This window comes from Tunturiibacter lichenicola (assembly GCF_051013355.1).
Taxonomy (GTDB): domain Bacteria; phylum Acidobacteriota; class Terriglobia; order Terriglobales; family Acidobacteriaceae; genus Edaphobacter; species Edaphobacter lichenicola_F.
On record NZ_CP132944.1, the window covers coordinates 3,405,258 to 3,419,849 of the forward strand.

General features: G+C 55.9%; 15 protein-coding genes. 11 read left to right on the forward strand and 4 right to left on the reverse strand.

What is annotated here, in order from left to right; translation table 11 throughout:
* Positions 1-4: 4 nt before the first annotated feature.
* Together RBB82_RS14335 and RBB82_RS14340 are read right to left on the reverse strand one after the other, a co-directional pair.
* Complete coding sequence (locus RBB82_RS14335; protein WP_433971322.1) at positions 5-565, reverse strand: cupin domain-containing protein; 561 nt, start codon at positions 563-565, stop codon at positions 5-7.
* Positions 566-630: 65 nt separating this feature from the next.
* On the reverse strand, positions 631-1,587 hold the full coding sequence (locus RBB82_RS14340) for an EamA family transporter (protein WP_433971323.1): 957 nt from the start codon (positions 1,585-1,587) through the stop codon (positions 631-633).
* Positions 1,588-1,661: 74 nt separating this feature from the next.
* Between RBB82_RS14340 and RBB82_RS14345 the strand changes: the two genes are divergently transcribed.
* The 9 genes from RBB82_RS14345 (at position 1,662) to RBB82_RS14385 (ending at position 11,715) form a co-directional block, all read left to right on the forward strand.
* Entirely contained in the window at positions 1,662-2,360 is a 699-nt protein-coding gene (locus tag RBB82_RS14345; RefSeq protein ID WP_433971324.1) for a hypothetical protein, read from the forward strand.
* A 43-nt stretch (positions 2,361-2,403) separates the two neighbouring features.
* On the forward strand, positions 2,404-2,802 hold the full coding sequence (locus RBB82_RS14350) for a DUF4440 domain-containing protein (protein ID WP_433971325.1): 399 nt from the start codon (positions 2,404-2,406) through the stop codon (positions 2,800-2,802).
* 344 nt (positions 2,803-3,146) lie between these two features.
* Entirely contained in the window at positions 3,147-4,583 is a 1,437-nt protein-coding gene (locus RBB82_RS14355; RefSeq protein WP_433971326.1) for an acetyl ornithine aminotransferase family protein, read from the forward strand.
* A 353-nt stretch (positions 4,584-4,936) separates the two neighbouring features.
* Positions 4,937-6,337 (forward strand): TolC family protein, encoded by a 1,401-nt coding sequence (locus tag RBB82_RS14360; RefSeq protein ID WP_433971327.1) that lies wholly within the window; start codon positions 4,937-4,939, stop codon positions 6,335-6,337.
* The gene (locus RBB82_RS14365) at positions 6,334-6,636 is read left to right on the forward strand and encodes a YtcA family lipoprotein (protein ID WP_433971328.1); all 303 of its coding nucleotides are present in this window, start codon (positions 6,334-6,336) and stop codon (positions 6,634-6,636) included. Before RBB82_RS14360 ends, RBB82_RS14365 begins: the two co-directional genes overlap by 4 nt.
* 16 nt (positions 6,637-6,652) lie before the next feature.
* On the forward strand, positions 6,653-7,882 hold the full coding sequence (locus RBB82_RS14370) for an HlyD family efflux transporter periplasmic adaptor subunit (RefSeq protein WP_433971329.1): 1,230 nt from the start codon (positions 6,653-6,655) through the stop codon (positions 7,880-7,882).
* Between the two features lie 8 nt (positions 7,883-7,890).
* Positions 7,891-10,062, forward strand: coding sequence for a hypothetical protein (locus RBB82_RS14375; RefSeq protein WP_433971330.1), 2,172 nt, complete (start codon positions 7,891-7,893; stop codon positions 10,060-10,062).
* 301 nt (positions 10,063-10,363) lie between these two features.
* The gene (locus RBB82_RS14380) at positions 10,364-11,305 is read left to right on the forward strand and encodes an aldo/keto reductase (protein ID WP_433971331.1); all 942 of its coding nucleotides are present in this window, start codon (positions 10,364-10,366) and stop codon (positions 11,303-11,305) included.
* Positions 11,302-11,715 carry a nuclear transport factor 2 family protein gene (locus RBB82_RS14385; RefSeq protein ID WP_433971332.1) on the forward strand — a complete coding sequence of 138 codons (414 nt, stop codon included), beginning with the start codon at positions 11,302-11,304 and terminating at the stop codon, positions 11,713-11,715. Before RBB82_RS14380 ends, RBB82_RS14385 begins: the two co-directional genes overlap by 4 nt.
* 54 nt (positions 11,716-11,769) lie before the next feature.
* On the opposite strand, the gene RBB82_RS14390 is transcribed toward RBB82_RS14385, so the two are convergent.
* Positions 11,770-12,246, reverse strand: a complete 477-nt coding sequence (locus tag RBB82_RS14390; RefSeq protein ID WP_433971333.1) for a nuclear transport factor 2 family protein — start codon at positions 12,244-12,246, stop codon at positions 11,770-11,772.
* Between the two features lie 26 nt (positions 12,247-12,272).
* Entirely contained in the window at positions 12,273-12,854 is a 582-nt protein-coding gene (locus RBB82_RS14395; RefSeq protein ID WP_433971334.1) for a YceI family protein, read from the reverse strand.
* 183 nt (positions 12,855-13,037) lie between these two features.
* Between RBB82_RS14395 and RBB82_RS14400 the strand changes: the two genes are divergently transcribed.
* Together RBB82_RS14400 and RBB82_RS14405 are read left to right on the forward strand one after the other, a co-directional pair.
* On the forward strand, positions 13,038-13,649 hold the full coding sequence (locus RBB82_RS14400) for a TetR/AcrR family transcriptional regulator (RefSeq protein WP_433971335.1): 612 nt from the start codon (positions 13,038-13,040) through the stop codon (positions 13,647-13,649).
* A 33-nt stretch (positions 13,650-13,682) separates the two neighbouring features.
* Positions 13,683-14,546 (forward strand): aldo/keto reductase, encoded by an 864-nt coding sequence (locus RBB82_RS14405; protein ID WP_433971336.1) that lies wholly within the window; start codon positions 13,683-13,685, stop codon positions 14,544-14,546.
* Positions 14,547-14,592: the final 46 nt, after the last annotated feature.

The following is a 14,592-nucleotide window of genomic DNA, read 5'->3' on the forward strand; positions in this document are numbered from 1 at the left end:
CGCTTCACTTCACCCAGTTCGGCCCGATGAACTCCCGCAGCCTCTCCGGTGTCGCCCATGGCGCGGCGCCGGCAAATCGCTTTACCCACGCGGAATTCTCACCAATCTTTACGCGATCAGGCGTGAACTCCGGCGACAGCGTGTTCACCATCAATGCGTAGTTCGCGCCCTCACGCAGCCGTAGTGCCTTCCAACAACCACCCGGCACCGATACCACGGGGCGCTCACCAGCGGCGTAGTTGAATCCCAAGGTTACCTCCTCCGCTCGTCCATCCGGATGAAAGATGAAGTAGTCCACCGGCCCACCCTCCACCAGAATGTGCGTATCGTCCGACGCCAGCCAATGCAGATAGTTGATTGGCCGTTCCCGGGTCAGCATGTAGTAGTTCTGGCTCTGTACCGCCAGCATCTTGCCGTTGACGTTGATCTTCTGCGCCGACACTCCGATGATCCCGAGATACCCAGACTCTTTCGGTAACACCGTCAGCTTCAGCGTGCGGATTATCTCTTTCGCCCGAGCATCTGTTGCCGCTGGAGTCGCAGCCTGCACCACACTCATTGCCATTACGCACATTCCGGCAAGCCAAAAGCGTCTCATGCCCGCCAGACTAGCAGATGGCTCGCGACTAACTAAGCCTCTTGCCCCAGCTTAAGCTGCTCATCCACCACCGTCGGTTTTTCATTCTTCATCTTGGAGCCGGTCACAAGAAACACTGCGATCAAAATTGACCCCATCCCGACGTATTCGACCGCGACAAAGTGCTCCTTCAAGAAGATCGCCCCGAGGATAACCGCAATCACCGGATTTACATACGCATAGGTTGCTACCTTCGACACAGCAACGTTATCGAGCAGATAGATATATGCGCTATATGTCAGGATTGATCCGAAGGTCACTAGATAGAGCGTCGAGGCCCATGCCTGCAGTCCCCAGTGACCACCGTGGTATCCCTTGGTCACAACCATCAGGAATACGTTGAAGACCCCGCCAAACAGCATCTCCCAACCTGCCACAGCGAAGCCGTTGAGTCGAAACGTCGACCGCCGCGAGAAGATGGAAGCACTCGTCCAGCACAGCGTTCCGCACAGCGTCACTCCCGCTGCGATGATCTGTCGCGAGTCCCCGTGCAAACCTTCGCGCAGACCCGGCCAAAGTAAAAACACGAGCCCGGCAAATCCTACGCAGACGCCGATCCACCCACGTACCGCCAAGCCTTCGCCATTGGGCAGAACCATCTCGATCAACGCAGCATAGAGTGGAATCGATGCCACCAGCAGCGACGCCAGTCCCGTCGGAATATATTGCTCTGCCCAGAGCACCGAAGTGTTCCCACAGCCAATCATCAGCACGCCGATGATGACGAGACGCACTAACTCCTGTCGGTTCGGCCACATCTTCATCCGCAGCACGGAGGAGGCGCCCAACATCAACACACCCGCCAGCAAAAATCGAGCACTCCCCAGTACGAACGGCGGCAGCACCTCGACGCCAAATCGCATCGCAAGATAGGTCGATCCCCAGAACAGATAAACGCAGGCGAAGGCCAGCAGAATTCGCGTGCGCTTGGATGAGGAATTGGCAGGCATTCCTAATGGTATCGCGGCTCTGGTGCTGGCTGGCGCCGCCGCCCGCAAGCCTGTCCCGGTGCTACGATAAGGAGATGATGTTCCGTTCTGCTGCCTTATTTTCTCTTCTCCTCGTCTCTGCGGCGGCTCTCCCGCAATCCGCCGACTCATCGCAAGCTCCGGCAAATCCCAATGCGCCAAAGAGCTTTCACGACGCATTGCTGAACGTCACCTACTTCTATCCTGGTCGCTTCGTCGCCGACCCCGCGGTCTCCTCTGAAAGTACTTCCACCGCTGCGGACGGGAAACCTAAGTGTGCCCACTCGACTTTCTTCGCCAACTCGAACGCCCCCACTGGCACCTCCTCCTTCGTCCTCTCCACAATCGACGGCACCTGCCCCAACGTTCTACGTGGCGCCACTCAGCTAGGGCCTTTCATTCGAGAGCAGATCATCCGCCAGCTCAAGCAGTACGGCGAGCCGACTGTCACGCAGGAGGCTACCAAATACACCATCGACGGCCACCCCGCTGCAATCGTCCTCGCATCGGTGCCCATGCCCGTGACGCCGACCAACAAGCTCCCCACGACTACCTACGCCGCCAAGGCCTGCGTTCTCGGTAATATTCCCGTCAAGCCCCGCAAAAAGTCCGATACCGTCGAGCCCACCCGCCACGTCCTCTGCTACGACTTCACCACGCCGCACAGTGACCTGCTCACGCTCATGTTCGCCTTCAGCATGCAGTTCGACAACGACTCTCCTCAGCCGATTGTCCCCGGCACCGTCATTCGGTGATCGTTTGTGGATTGAGTGGCTGATTCAGTTTTAGGGGGTGGTGATGCGTCCTGAGATAGAGCCAGTCCTGTCCACCGACCCAGGCATCCTCGAAGAGCTCAAGCGCCGCGAACCAATCTTTCATCGCCCCGAGTTCGGCACCACGCGAACAGATTTCGATGGAATGATGCACCCCGACTTCTGGGAGATCGGAGCCTCTGGCCGCCGCTATTCCAGAGAATATGTTCTGAACGAACTGGAAAATCGTCATCAGCATCCCCAGAACGACATATGGGAGACGAGCGAGTTCCACTGCCGTCTTCTGGCACCCGACCTGTACCTGCTCACCTACACGTTGATTCAAGACAAGATACGTAAAACCCGCCGCTCCACCATCTGGCAACACACGCATTTGGGCTGGAAGATCGTGTTTCATCAAGGAATTGACGTAAAAGACGAGTGATTATCGTTACCACGGTGGGGTATACTCGGCGGCATGCGCAGAGGCTCGATGAAACAGTCTGTCGACCTAATTCGGACGCACAGAATTACCGGTTCAGTGTGCCGCTCCAAGCGTCACCAGATGCCGCGTCGGCACCCTCGCGTCCTGCCTGGCCTGACGCGACCTAGTCTCACGCGACCTAGTCTCTTCGCCGGCGACTAACGCTCCACCCCCTAGCCGGCGAAGTCCTCGCCACCAGCGCAAACCGTTCTCTCTGCAACCACAGAGCGTCCCCGGACCTTATCTGGAACGGACCGGACACGAACGGCGAGACCAAACGCACCGCTGCCCAAGGAGAGATTCGTATGACAACACTGACTGAAAAGACCCTCGAAGACCTGAAGCAAAACTCCGCTCAGGGCGTCACTCATTCCGCTGGCGAAGCCATTCGCTCGAAGCACTATAGCGAGTTTGGCCCCAAGCTAAAGACCGCCCTTCCCGGCCCCAAGGCTCAGAAGATCGTCGCCGACGACGACCGTCTCATCTCCCCCAGCTACACACGCAGCTATCCCATGGTGGCCAAATCCGGCCGTGGCATTCGCGTTACCGACGTCGACGGCAACGAGTTCCTCGACTTCGCCGCCGGCATCGCCGTCAACTCGACCGGTCACTGTCATCCTGAAGTCGTGAAGGCCATTCAAGATCAGGCCGCCGAGCTCATCCACATGTCCGGCACCGACTTCTACTACGAAAACATGACCACCTTCGCCGAGCGCCTGTCCGCCATTGCGCCCATGCCCGGCCCGCACAAGTTCTACTATGGCAACTCCGGCGCCGAGGCCGTCGAGTGCGCCATGAAGCTCGCCCGCTATCACACTGGCCGCCAGAACATCATCAGCTTCTTCGGAGCTTTCCATGGCCGCACCATGGGCGCGCTCTCCCTCACCGGCTCCAAGCCACAACAGAAACGCCGCTTTGCCCCCTTCGTTCCTGGCGTTCATCACATCCGCTATCCCTACGCGTACCGTGGCTGTCCGAACGGAACGCCGGAAGAGCAAGAGGCCTTCGCCCTTGAATGCGCCCGTTACATCGAAGACCGCCTCTTCAAGACCATCCTTCCCCCCGAAGAGGTTGCAGCGATCATCCTCGAACCCATCCAGGGCGAAGGCGGCTACGTCGTAGCTCCCGATAACTTCCTCCAGGAGATCCGCCGCATCTGCGATCGCCACGGCATCCTCCTCATCGCCGACGAGGTCCAGTCTGGCGCCGCACGAACAGGGAAGTGGTGGGCGATCGAACACTCCGGCGTCCAGCCTGACATCGTCTGCATCGCCAAAGGCATCGCGAGCGGCATGCCTCTCGGCATCTGCATGGCCAAGGCCGACATTATGAATTGGGTTCCCGGCTCTCACGCGAGCACCTTCGGCGGCAATCCAATCTGCATCGCCGCTGCACTCGCCACCGTGGACATCCTCGAGCGCGAAGGCCTCAAGAATGCCGCGACGGTCGGCGAAAAGATGCTCGAACGCCTCCGCACCTGGGTTGCGAAGCATCCCACTGTCGGCGATGTTCGCGGACGCGGCCTGATGATCGGCATCGAACTGGTTAAAGACAAGCAGTCTCGCACACCTGTCGGCCCGATGCGTGACAAAGTCGTAGACCTTGCCTTCGAGCGCGGCCTCCTCATCCTCGGCTGCGGCGAAACCAGCATCCGGCTCTGCCCACCGCTCATCGTCAACCAGCACGAGGCCGAGATCGCCCTCGACATCCTCGAAGAGTGCATCACGCTCGCCGCAAAGTAGTTGCAGGCAGACAAAGAGGGCCTCGACTCATAAGGTCGAGGCCTTTTTGCATTTGGCAACGGAACTTGCCCTCACTCATCTGCATCCAATACAAGCCTATGCACGTCATCGGGTCTGACTCACAGTTTGCTTTTGGGCTTCAACGAAGGTATCGGCCAGCACCTTCGTCCCAATAGAGTCGGATACCATCTTCTGGCTTGACGGCAGCTGTGTCCTTGGGGCGGTATAACAGGTTTATGCAAGAAACCGCAGCGAACGAATGGTGGTAAGTTCTTGATATGACATCGCGTCATCAGACAAAAAACGCTCCGTCAGGAACAGTCGCATCCAGACTACTTGCGATAGCCGTTGCGATGACATCGTATCTATCGGTTGCACTGGGCCAAAAAGCTCCGACCACGGCGAATCAGCCTTGGCTTCCCGACCATCACACATTGGAGCGTCACTCTACTGCAGTTCCTGTGCATGAAGCGGCGCTCAATGACGACCACGTCTACAGCCTGGGCGAATTAATCGACATTGCTGAGTCGAACAGTCCTGCGACACAAGCGGCGTGGAACCGAGCCAAGCTGACTGCCGCTTCCGTTGGAATCGCGAAGAGCGAACTGTATCCGACAATCATTGCGATAGCCGGTGGCAGAACGTATGTCAACGCACAGCTCTACAGCAATACCTGGGCTGTACAGGACATAGGCTACTTTGATGCCGCTGTTCATCTGGCCTACACTCTCGTGGACTTCGGTGCACGTCGCACAGAAATTACGGCGGCTCAAGCGCGACTCGTCGCTGCTAACCTTTCCTTCAACAACGAGCATCTGGTCCTTATCCAACGAGTCAGTCAATCGTACTTCGGTTTACTCGAAGCGAAGGGACTGCGGGAAGCGGCTGAGGTCTCCCTCAACGACGCCAAGACGTCAGAGGCCGCGGCTCAGGAACGACGTAATAACGGACTCGCTACAGTGCCAGAGGTGCTGGAGGCTAAGGCCGCGACCGCAAAAGCAAACTACCAATTGCAGAGTGCGCTTGGGGCTGAGCAAGTGGAAATCGGAGATCTAGCCACGGCAATCACCGCCAGTCCACTGAAGCCGCTGAAGGTAGAAGCGCTGGATCAGTTGAGAATTCCAGACAAACTGGATCAATCCGTGCAACAAGCAGTCAACACGGCGTTCACGGTTCGGCCCGACCTGCAGGCCGACGAAGCGCACGTGAGTACCGCGCATGCTGAGGTCAAGCATGCTACCTCGGCCTACTACCCATCGCTCACCTTTGAAGGTTCGAAAGGCTGGCTTCGTGCCTTCGGAGAGCAACAAGGCTCGCCCGGCTTCTATGCCCAGGCCCCCGTCTATGACGCCACGCTCGAGCTGAAGTGGACGGTATTTGACGGGCTCCTCCGCGAGAATCGGATCAGGGAGGCGAAGGCAGAAGAGAAAGTAGCGACAGAGGAAGTTCGCGACCGTCAGGACGAAATTACAAATCAAGTCTGGACCACCTACTCGAATGCAACAACAGCCCTGCAACAAAGGCAGGCTGCGACGGCTTTATTGACTGCTTCTCAAGAGTCCTATTCCGCGGTGTTGGAATCATACAAAGACGGCGTCCGAAATTTCCTCGATGTGGTGGCGGCAGAAGATGCCTTGGCACAGGCCCGCGCTATCGACGTTACGGCTCGCACTCAAGTGCTCAGGACGTTCACTGATCTTGACTTCCGAACAGGAGATCTCCTGGCAAATCATCCGAAAGGCCACAATCCATGACCCCGAGTCACCAGTTTCTTTGGCGCTGTACGAACAAACGTCAGAGCTGGATAAGCTTTGCAATCACTCCGCTTTTGCTGGCAACTGCCGGATGCTCCGGATCTCCAGAGTTCAACATCCTGGGATCGTACTTCCCGTCATGGCTTGTATGTCTCGCGATTGCGATTGCTTTGACGTTTTTGGCTCACGTGTATGCCACAAAGAAAAAGCTTACGGAGCAACTTTGGCCGCTACCGATTGTTTATCCGGCACTTCTTTGTCTTTTAAGTTGCACACTCTGGCTGATCTTGTTCCGGTAGAGAGGAAAAAAACACTTTGCAGACAATAACAAACTCACAATCGGCGATATCACGCAAAGGATCAATCATCAGCGTATGCATCGTCGCAGGTGCCATTGTTTCGGCAGGTTTGGTAGTTCGCGAGGTGGTGTTGTATCCGCGCACGGATGATGCGGAGGTGACAGCAAACTTCATCGGCATTGCTCCGGTGGTTGAAGGCCCGGTCATGCAGTTGCCGATTCATGATAACGAACTCATCCAAAAAGGCGCACTGCTCTACAAAATCGATGATCGACCTTACCTCTATGCCTTGCAGAGCGCACTCGCCGCCCAGGCGGCGCTGGAGGGCGAGATTGAAAATGAATCCCGCCGAATTTCCTCCCAGGTCAACGGAGTCGATGTAGCGCATGCGGGCGAGCAGAACGCACTGGCGAACGAGACGAGAGCGACTGACGAAATCGAGATTGCTAAAGCGGCGGTTGCGCGATCGGAAGCCGCACTAAAACAGGCGCAGGCGGACGAAAATTACGCTACAGCGAACTTTCATCGCATCCAGCCTCTTCTGGCAAAGGGCTTCGTTACCGAGGATGATGTTCATAAAGCTCGCTCCACATCTGACGCGAAGGCTGCTGCAGTAGAGCAGGCGCAGTCTCAATTACTATTGGCGAAAGCGAGTTTGCTCTCTGCTTCGGCTCAACAACAGCAATCCGTTGCACAGATGTCATTGAGTCAGGCCCAGGTCAAAGAGTCCGCCCACTCTGTTCTGGTTCTGGCACCCTTGCTTGCGCAGCGTGCGAGCCGCGCTTCCGCAGTTCGGCTGGCTCAATACAACTATGAACAATGCAGCGTGCTGGCGCCATTCGATGCTCGCATTACAAACCTCACGATATCCGAAGGCCAATACGCTAAGGTGGGCGAGCGGCTGTTCACCCTGATCGACAATAGAAATTGGTGGGTGCTCGCGAACTTCAGAGAGACGCAAATCGACCATGTTCAACCGGGAACGCCCGTAGACGTCTTTCTTATGTCCGATAGAACTAAAAAATATCGCGGCGTCGTCGAAAGTGCGAGCTTTGGCGTGACTCCCGATCCAGATGTTGTGGGAAAGCTTTCAGAAGGTCTGCCGGAGGTGCAGCGCACGCTCAATTGGGTGCGTCTGGCGTCGCGATACCCGGTACGTATCAAGATCATCGATCCGCCGCCAGCGACATTTCGTGTGGGTCAGGTCGCAGTCGTCGTGATGCGATCACCCCATCGTGAGGGTTGAGGTCAGTCATGACAATATACGGGGAGTACAAGCCACCGGTCTGGAACCCCGTTGAGATGCTGCGCGCGGAACTGGCATGGTATCCCGGGCGGGCTGCGTTGGTGGGAAGAATCGTACTCGCGTGCACGAGTGTCATGTTGCTGGCGTTTATCTTTCGAATTCCCGGTGCGGCACTGGGCGCCGGCTTCCCGATATTGATCTCGCGGGAAAGCCCCAAGGCGACCAAGGTATCTGCGTTTCAGATCGCCCTGTCGTGCTCCATCGCAACTACGGCAATCATTCTCGGGGGAGTGCTGACGAGTGGCTCTGCATTCCTCCATGTGTTGTGGGTGATCGCAGTTCTCTTCGCTGCATTTTTTACAATCAGTTGTTTGAACTTTATCAATCCGGCTCTTACCGCGAGCGTTCTGATTGCGGTCGCGATTCAACTATGGGACCTTCCCATCCGTACTGAAGTTCGCGTTGAACGAACGCTCTACACGCTGTTAGCGATTCTGATTGCGTGCGTAGTCACAGTGCTGATTGAGACCGTCTTCGCGAAAAAGCAATCGCCGGACGCAATTCTGGAAGGAATAAATCACCGCCTAGGATTGATAGAGACACTTCTGAGTCAAGCGCAAGCGGAAGAGTTTCCTCCTCCGGCGTTGACGATGCAACTCAGCCGTTCCGCCGCCAAAAGTGTGGACGATTTGTCGGAGCTACTCGCGCACTCTCGCTACGAACCGAGCTATCACGATCTGCTTGCCACGGTGATCGCTCTCACTAGACAACTGGTGGAACTCGGGTCCAATCTCGCCGAATCTACGCGAATCTTGTCCTTGGATGACCAGGAGCGCTGCATGGCAATTGCGCGCAATCTGTCTTCTATTCGCAACTGTCTCTTATGCAAGAGCCTTGCGGATTGGACCGATCTGCCACCGGCAACACGCAACGCGAATCCAGTATTGGTAGAAATTGAACGCACGATGCACCTGATCGCTCAGAGTTTTTCTGATGAGGATCTTCCGATCTATCAGCTCTTACCTGCAGCGATTCCAACGCGGTCGATAGGTATATTCGTTGTTGATGCTCTTCGCCAAAACGAGCATTATAAATTTGCGATCCGGGGCACTCTCTCTGCTCTACTTTGCTACGTGTTCTATATGAGCACGGGCTGGACCGGTCTGGGCGCATCGATCATAACGTGTACTCTTACGGCTCGGCGATTCACCGGTGCGAGCCGCCATCGACAAAGTCTCCGTTTTGCCGGGTTCATCCTGGGCGCTGGTGTCATTGGGTTAGGGACTGAGGCGTTGATTCTTCCTGGAGTAGACAGTCTCGTGCAGTACGCGATTCTCTTCGCGTCGGTTGTTGCGCTGGGGTCATGGATAGCGACCTCCGGTCCGCGGATTGCCTACGCCGGGTTTCAAATTGTGCTGGCCTACAATCTGGTTAACCTCAACAGGTTCACGATCAATACCTCCCTCGTGCCCTCTCGCGATGCGATTCTGGGGATCATACTAGGCGTTGTGGCGATGTGGCTCGTGTTCGATCATCTCTGGGCAGAGAACTCCAGTTCCTCTGTCCGGGCGTTGCTCCTGGGCACGCTTCGGAGCTTGGCGGACTTCAAGACAACCCCTACGGAAACTCCTCTCCAAGCCAATCAACGACTGGCCGCGACAAGTTCCAACATTAATCGTGACTTCGACAAACTGCGGGATCTGGCTGATATGTACGCTTTTGAGTCTTTTCCCAAAAAGCCGTACGAAAGCCTTGTGAACCGGAGCATTCGGACGCTCTCGCCGGAATTGCGCGCCTTCCTCTTCGTGAAGACTGGGCTCCTACAGCACAGAAACCTGGCAGCGGCGGAACCGGATGTGCTTGTTCGCGAAGTAGAAGAGCAAGCTTCCAGCGTGCTTCGTGGGTTGGCGAATGCGATCGAGGGGGAAACGGCTGAACAACTCTCCGCGTGGGATTTGCATGCTGTAGAACTCCGTGCCAGAGTGCAGATTGAAGAAGAGAAGTCGAGAGACGAGAAGGATCGACAGAAGCACATCGAAATGCGGTTGTGTGGATCACTGTTGAGCCTGGCGTCTTATCTCGAATGGCGAACTCGATTGAATTTAGAGCTGGAAGCTGCAGATCAGGATGTGGTTGGAAACTGGCCTATTGGGACAATCGTCAAGACGGGCGTCGACTGATGACGCTCCCCGATTGCCTAAGATCCTGGCCGTTCGCCTAACTCCTTTGGATTCTCGACGATCGCGGTCAATCTGCTGGAAAGTGTCACGCTCTTCGGGTGTCCCGAAAATTAATCATTCATAATGATTGCGATAGACGAAACCATCGATGAGCCGAAATGATCCAAGACCCGAGGAAAGATCGTGGTGCTCTTTCGAAAAAAGAATTCGACTATGAATACTCGTCCAGAAACACACGCCACTCAGCTTAAGACAGAGAGTTTTGCCTCTTCGAGCGGTGGGATCGTATCAAGGAGGCTCCATGAGTACAGCTTCTGATCTTCGCGACACAAAACTCCCACTGAACCACGGGGCCGGACTTATGCCCGCACTCGGATTCGGAACTTTAATCCCGGATCCAGCCGTGACGTTAAGTGCTACCGCGGACGCGCTCGCGGCTGGATTTCGACACTTCGATTGTGCGGAGCGATATAGGAACGAGCCCGAGGTGGGCGAGGCGTTGCAGGCAGGAATTACCGGCGGGATTAAACGGGAAGACATCTTTGTCACTACAAAGTTGTGGAACTCAAATCATCGGCCCGAGCGCGTCGAACCGGCTTTCCTGGCCAGCCTTGAAAGACTCAGGATCGACTATCTGGATCTCTATCTCATTCACACTCCATTCGCATTTCAACCCGGCGACGAGCAGGACCCGCGGGATCAAAACGGCAACGTCCTCTACGACCGCGGCGTAACTCTGCTCGACACATGGAGAGCGCTGGAGAGTCTTGTGGACCATGGCAAATGCCGGGCCATCGGACTGTCCGACATCACCCTGGACGCACTTTTGTCCATCTATGAATCGGCGAGAATCAAACCAGCCGTGGTCCAGGTAGAATCTCATCCCCATCTTCCGGAGACGGAGCTGTTGGAGTTCTGCAAGGAGAAGGGCATCATCTTGTTAGCCTTTGCACCATTGGGTCACGGAGCGAGACCGGGGCCACTCGAAGATCCCGTCATCGTAAAGATCGCCGCACAAACTGGCATGACACCTGCGCAGGTACTGCTGGCATGGGCAGTGCAGCGCGGGACCGCTTTACTAACCACTCCCAAAAGTGCGGCTCGCGCAAAGGAGAACTTCAACATCTCCGCCCTTCCGGAAGATGCGTTCAACGAGATCAACCGCATTGAGACCAGACAGAGGCTCAATACCGTAGTAACGACCGGCGTCCCGGGTTTTATCCCACGAGGTGAATCAGCATGACAGCCAACCTGCATTCGGAGTCATCAAGCCAAGAGGCGACGATACGTGAAGCCCTCAATACGCATTGGCAGGCGTCAGCCGCCGGTAATGCAGACGCAGAGCATGACATCTACGACGACGCTGCTATCTGTGACTATCCACAATCAGGCGAGCGCATTCTGGGCCGCGCCAATCTTCAGGCTTTGCGTAGTCATCATCCCGGCCATCCGTCAGGCTTCAAAGTAAAGCGGATTCTTGGCAATGCTGAACTCTGGATTACGGAATACTCAATCACCTACGAGGAGCGGACATCCTATACGGTGAGCATTATGGAGTTCCGTAACAACAAGGTCGTGCACGAAACCCAGTATTTTGCAGATTCCTTCGAGGCGCCGGCTTGGCGACGCCAATGGGTTCAGCTCAACGCTTGACACCACGCTCAGACAGCGCTCAGACAAAAGACCTATTTCATGTGTTTCTCGCGATTATCGTCCCGAGTCAACATGTGCGCCCGTGTTCACCCACTGGCCTTCTCTCTTTTGAAATACCTCGGTCGAGCGGCAGTTGAGTGACTCCCGCTTGCCCCCGCTCTCCATCGTGATCCGCACTATGGAGTAAAGGACGGCCACATCTCCGAACTCCTGAATCTCGGTCCTGGGAAAATTCAAAGATACGAGCTTGCCTTGATGCTCTGCGAAACCCTGTGCTCCAGCCAGGAACTCTGCTTTGTCCTGCCAGTGTTCCTCCCCTGGGTTGATCGTGAGGAAGTCTTCGCCGATCAACCTTGTCAATTGGGTTCGATCGTTGTTGAAATAGCTGTCCCACACGAGCCTGCGAACAGTGAGCAACTCCTTGCGCTCGCTCTCGGTCGGCTTTGTGTGCGTTTGTGCGGAGACGGTGAATGGGAGCAGTCCTGACGCCAGGACCGCGACCGCGCAGAAAAGGGCCTTCGTGAGTTTCAAAATGATCATCTCCTATCGGATTGCGCCTACTTTTGCGCCATCTCGAGGTCGATGGTGATCTTCACTTCGTCGCTGACCATCGCGTTCGGATATTTGCTGCCAAAGTTGAAGTCGGTCCGCTTGATCGTAGTGGTGGCCTCGATGCCACTGACCAATCCGCCCTCCATCCCCTTTTGCGGTGCCGCAGGTCCCGTCACGTCCAGCACGACGGATTTGGTGACGCCTGCAAGGGTGAGATCGCCGATGACCTTCAGACCGGTGCCGGAGGGTGCCACTGAGGTCGATTTGAAGGTCAATGTGGGGAACTTTCCGACGTTGAAGAAGTCTCCGCCCTTCAGGTATTGGTCGCGGTAGTCGCTACCTGTATTGATAGTGGCCGGAATCAGAACGGCATTCACGCTGTCCTTCGAAGGATCTTTCGCATCCCAGGTGATAGTGCCTGTCACCTTGCTGATTCCGCCACGAATGTTAGTCATAGAGAGGTGGCGAGCCTCAAACGTAGCCTGGGTATGCATCGGATCTATACTCCAGGTGTTGCTCTCGCCGGCTGCCGAAAGCGCCGAGGCGACGAAGAGAGCGAACATTATTACTAAGAGCTTTTTCTTCATAAGAATCCTCAATCCGAAACTAGAAGTCGACATTTTTGAACCCAAACTCCTGTTCCAGTAATCAACAGTAGATGGTTAACCGACGACTGTCTGTTTCTAGTGACATAAACCAACAGATGTTTGCTATCCAACGGATGATTCTTTTCTTGTGTTGATGAAGAAAGATCGAATGAGAGCACCTCAATGACCGAGTCCGACTCAAAGAACCTCGACCCCCGTATCAAGAGAACCCGGCTTTTGTTGCAGGAAGCGCTGATCCGACTGCTTCAAAAGAAGAACTTCGATGAGATCTCTGTCCAGGATCTGACGGAAGAGGCGACTCTGAACCGCGGCACGTTTTATGCCCACTACGACGATAAGTACGCCCTGCTCGAGTGCATGACCGCTAGCCGCTTCCTCGGTCTGCTTGAAGAGCGCGGCGTCAGCTTTGATGGGACCTGCGGTTCGGCTCTCCGCGCAATCCTGCTCGGTATTTGCGATTACCTGGCCGCAGCAACGGGTGATCCCGCCAGGGAGGGCCGTCCCATGGACCCTCATATGGAGTCCGCCATCATCGCAGTTGTGCAGAAGATGTCTCTGGATGGATTAAAGCAACAAGAGCCGTGGCTCGGTCCGGTCTCTCGGGAGATGGTCGCAACCATTGTGAGCTGGGCTCTCTACGGAGCCGCAAAGGAGTGGGTGTTGAGAACGGACCGTCGTCCTGCCGAAGAGATCGTGGACGACGTTGTTGGGCTGCTTACGCCGCTCGTCCACCCTGTCAATCAATCTGTTTCTGAGCCCATAACAATCTCCTGAGCAACCATGCTTGGGTATTTTGAGGATTTTGAAATGCAAATTGATATCGATAGTCACAGTACCGTGGTCCCCGCTCCTTACATCAACGCCAATGGCGCCGCAATTCCAGCGTTGGGCTATGGCACCTACGGTATGCACGGGACAGGTCTGGTCAGGATGATACAGGCAGCCTTGAAGACGGGATTTCGTCACATCGACACCGCGCAGGTCTATGGCAACGAAGCTGAGGTTGGCGAAGGCGTGGCGCTGTCCGGCATTCCCCGAAGCGAAGTCTTTATCACGACGAAGGTCTGGGTCGCAAATTATCCCCCTTCCAGATTTGCGCTATCTGTCGATGAAAGCCGCCGCTCACTTCGCACCAGCTACATCGACCTGCTTCTCCTGCATTGGCCGACCGACGCGGTTCCATTAGCCGATCAGATAGGCGCCCTGAATGCGGTGGTCCAGTCCGGCAAAGTCCGGCACATCGGGGTGAGCAACTTCAACAAAGCCTTGTTGCAGCAGGCGGTGCAGTTGTCAGAGACTCCATTGGTTACAAATCAGTTCGAGTATCACCCCTACCTGAGTCAATCCGCCATTGTCGCCGCCACACGCAGCGCAGGAATGGCGGTTACGGCATACTGCGGGATGGCCGTTGGCAGGGTCTTCTCCGATCCGACGTTGAAGGAGATCGCCTCGCGCTACGAAAAGGCAATCTCCCAGGTCGTCCTTCGTTGGCTGGTGCAGCAGGACGGAGTGGTCGCTCTGTCGCGAACCACCAATGAAAATCGCCTGGCAGATAACCTGGCGGTCTTCGATTTTGAACTCGCGTCCAAAGACATGGCCGCGATACACAACCTTGCACAACCAAACGGCCGGATAGTGAGTCCTCCCGGGCTTTCACCTCGATGGGACTAAGTCGTTTCCTCATGCTGTGCCACGTTTTCCGCCCCGCTCTGAACTC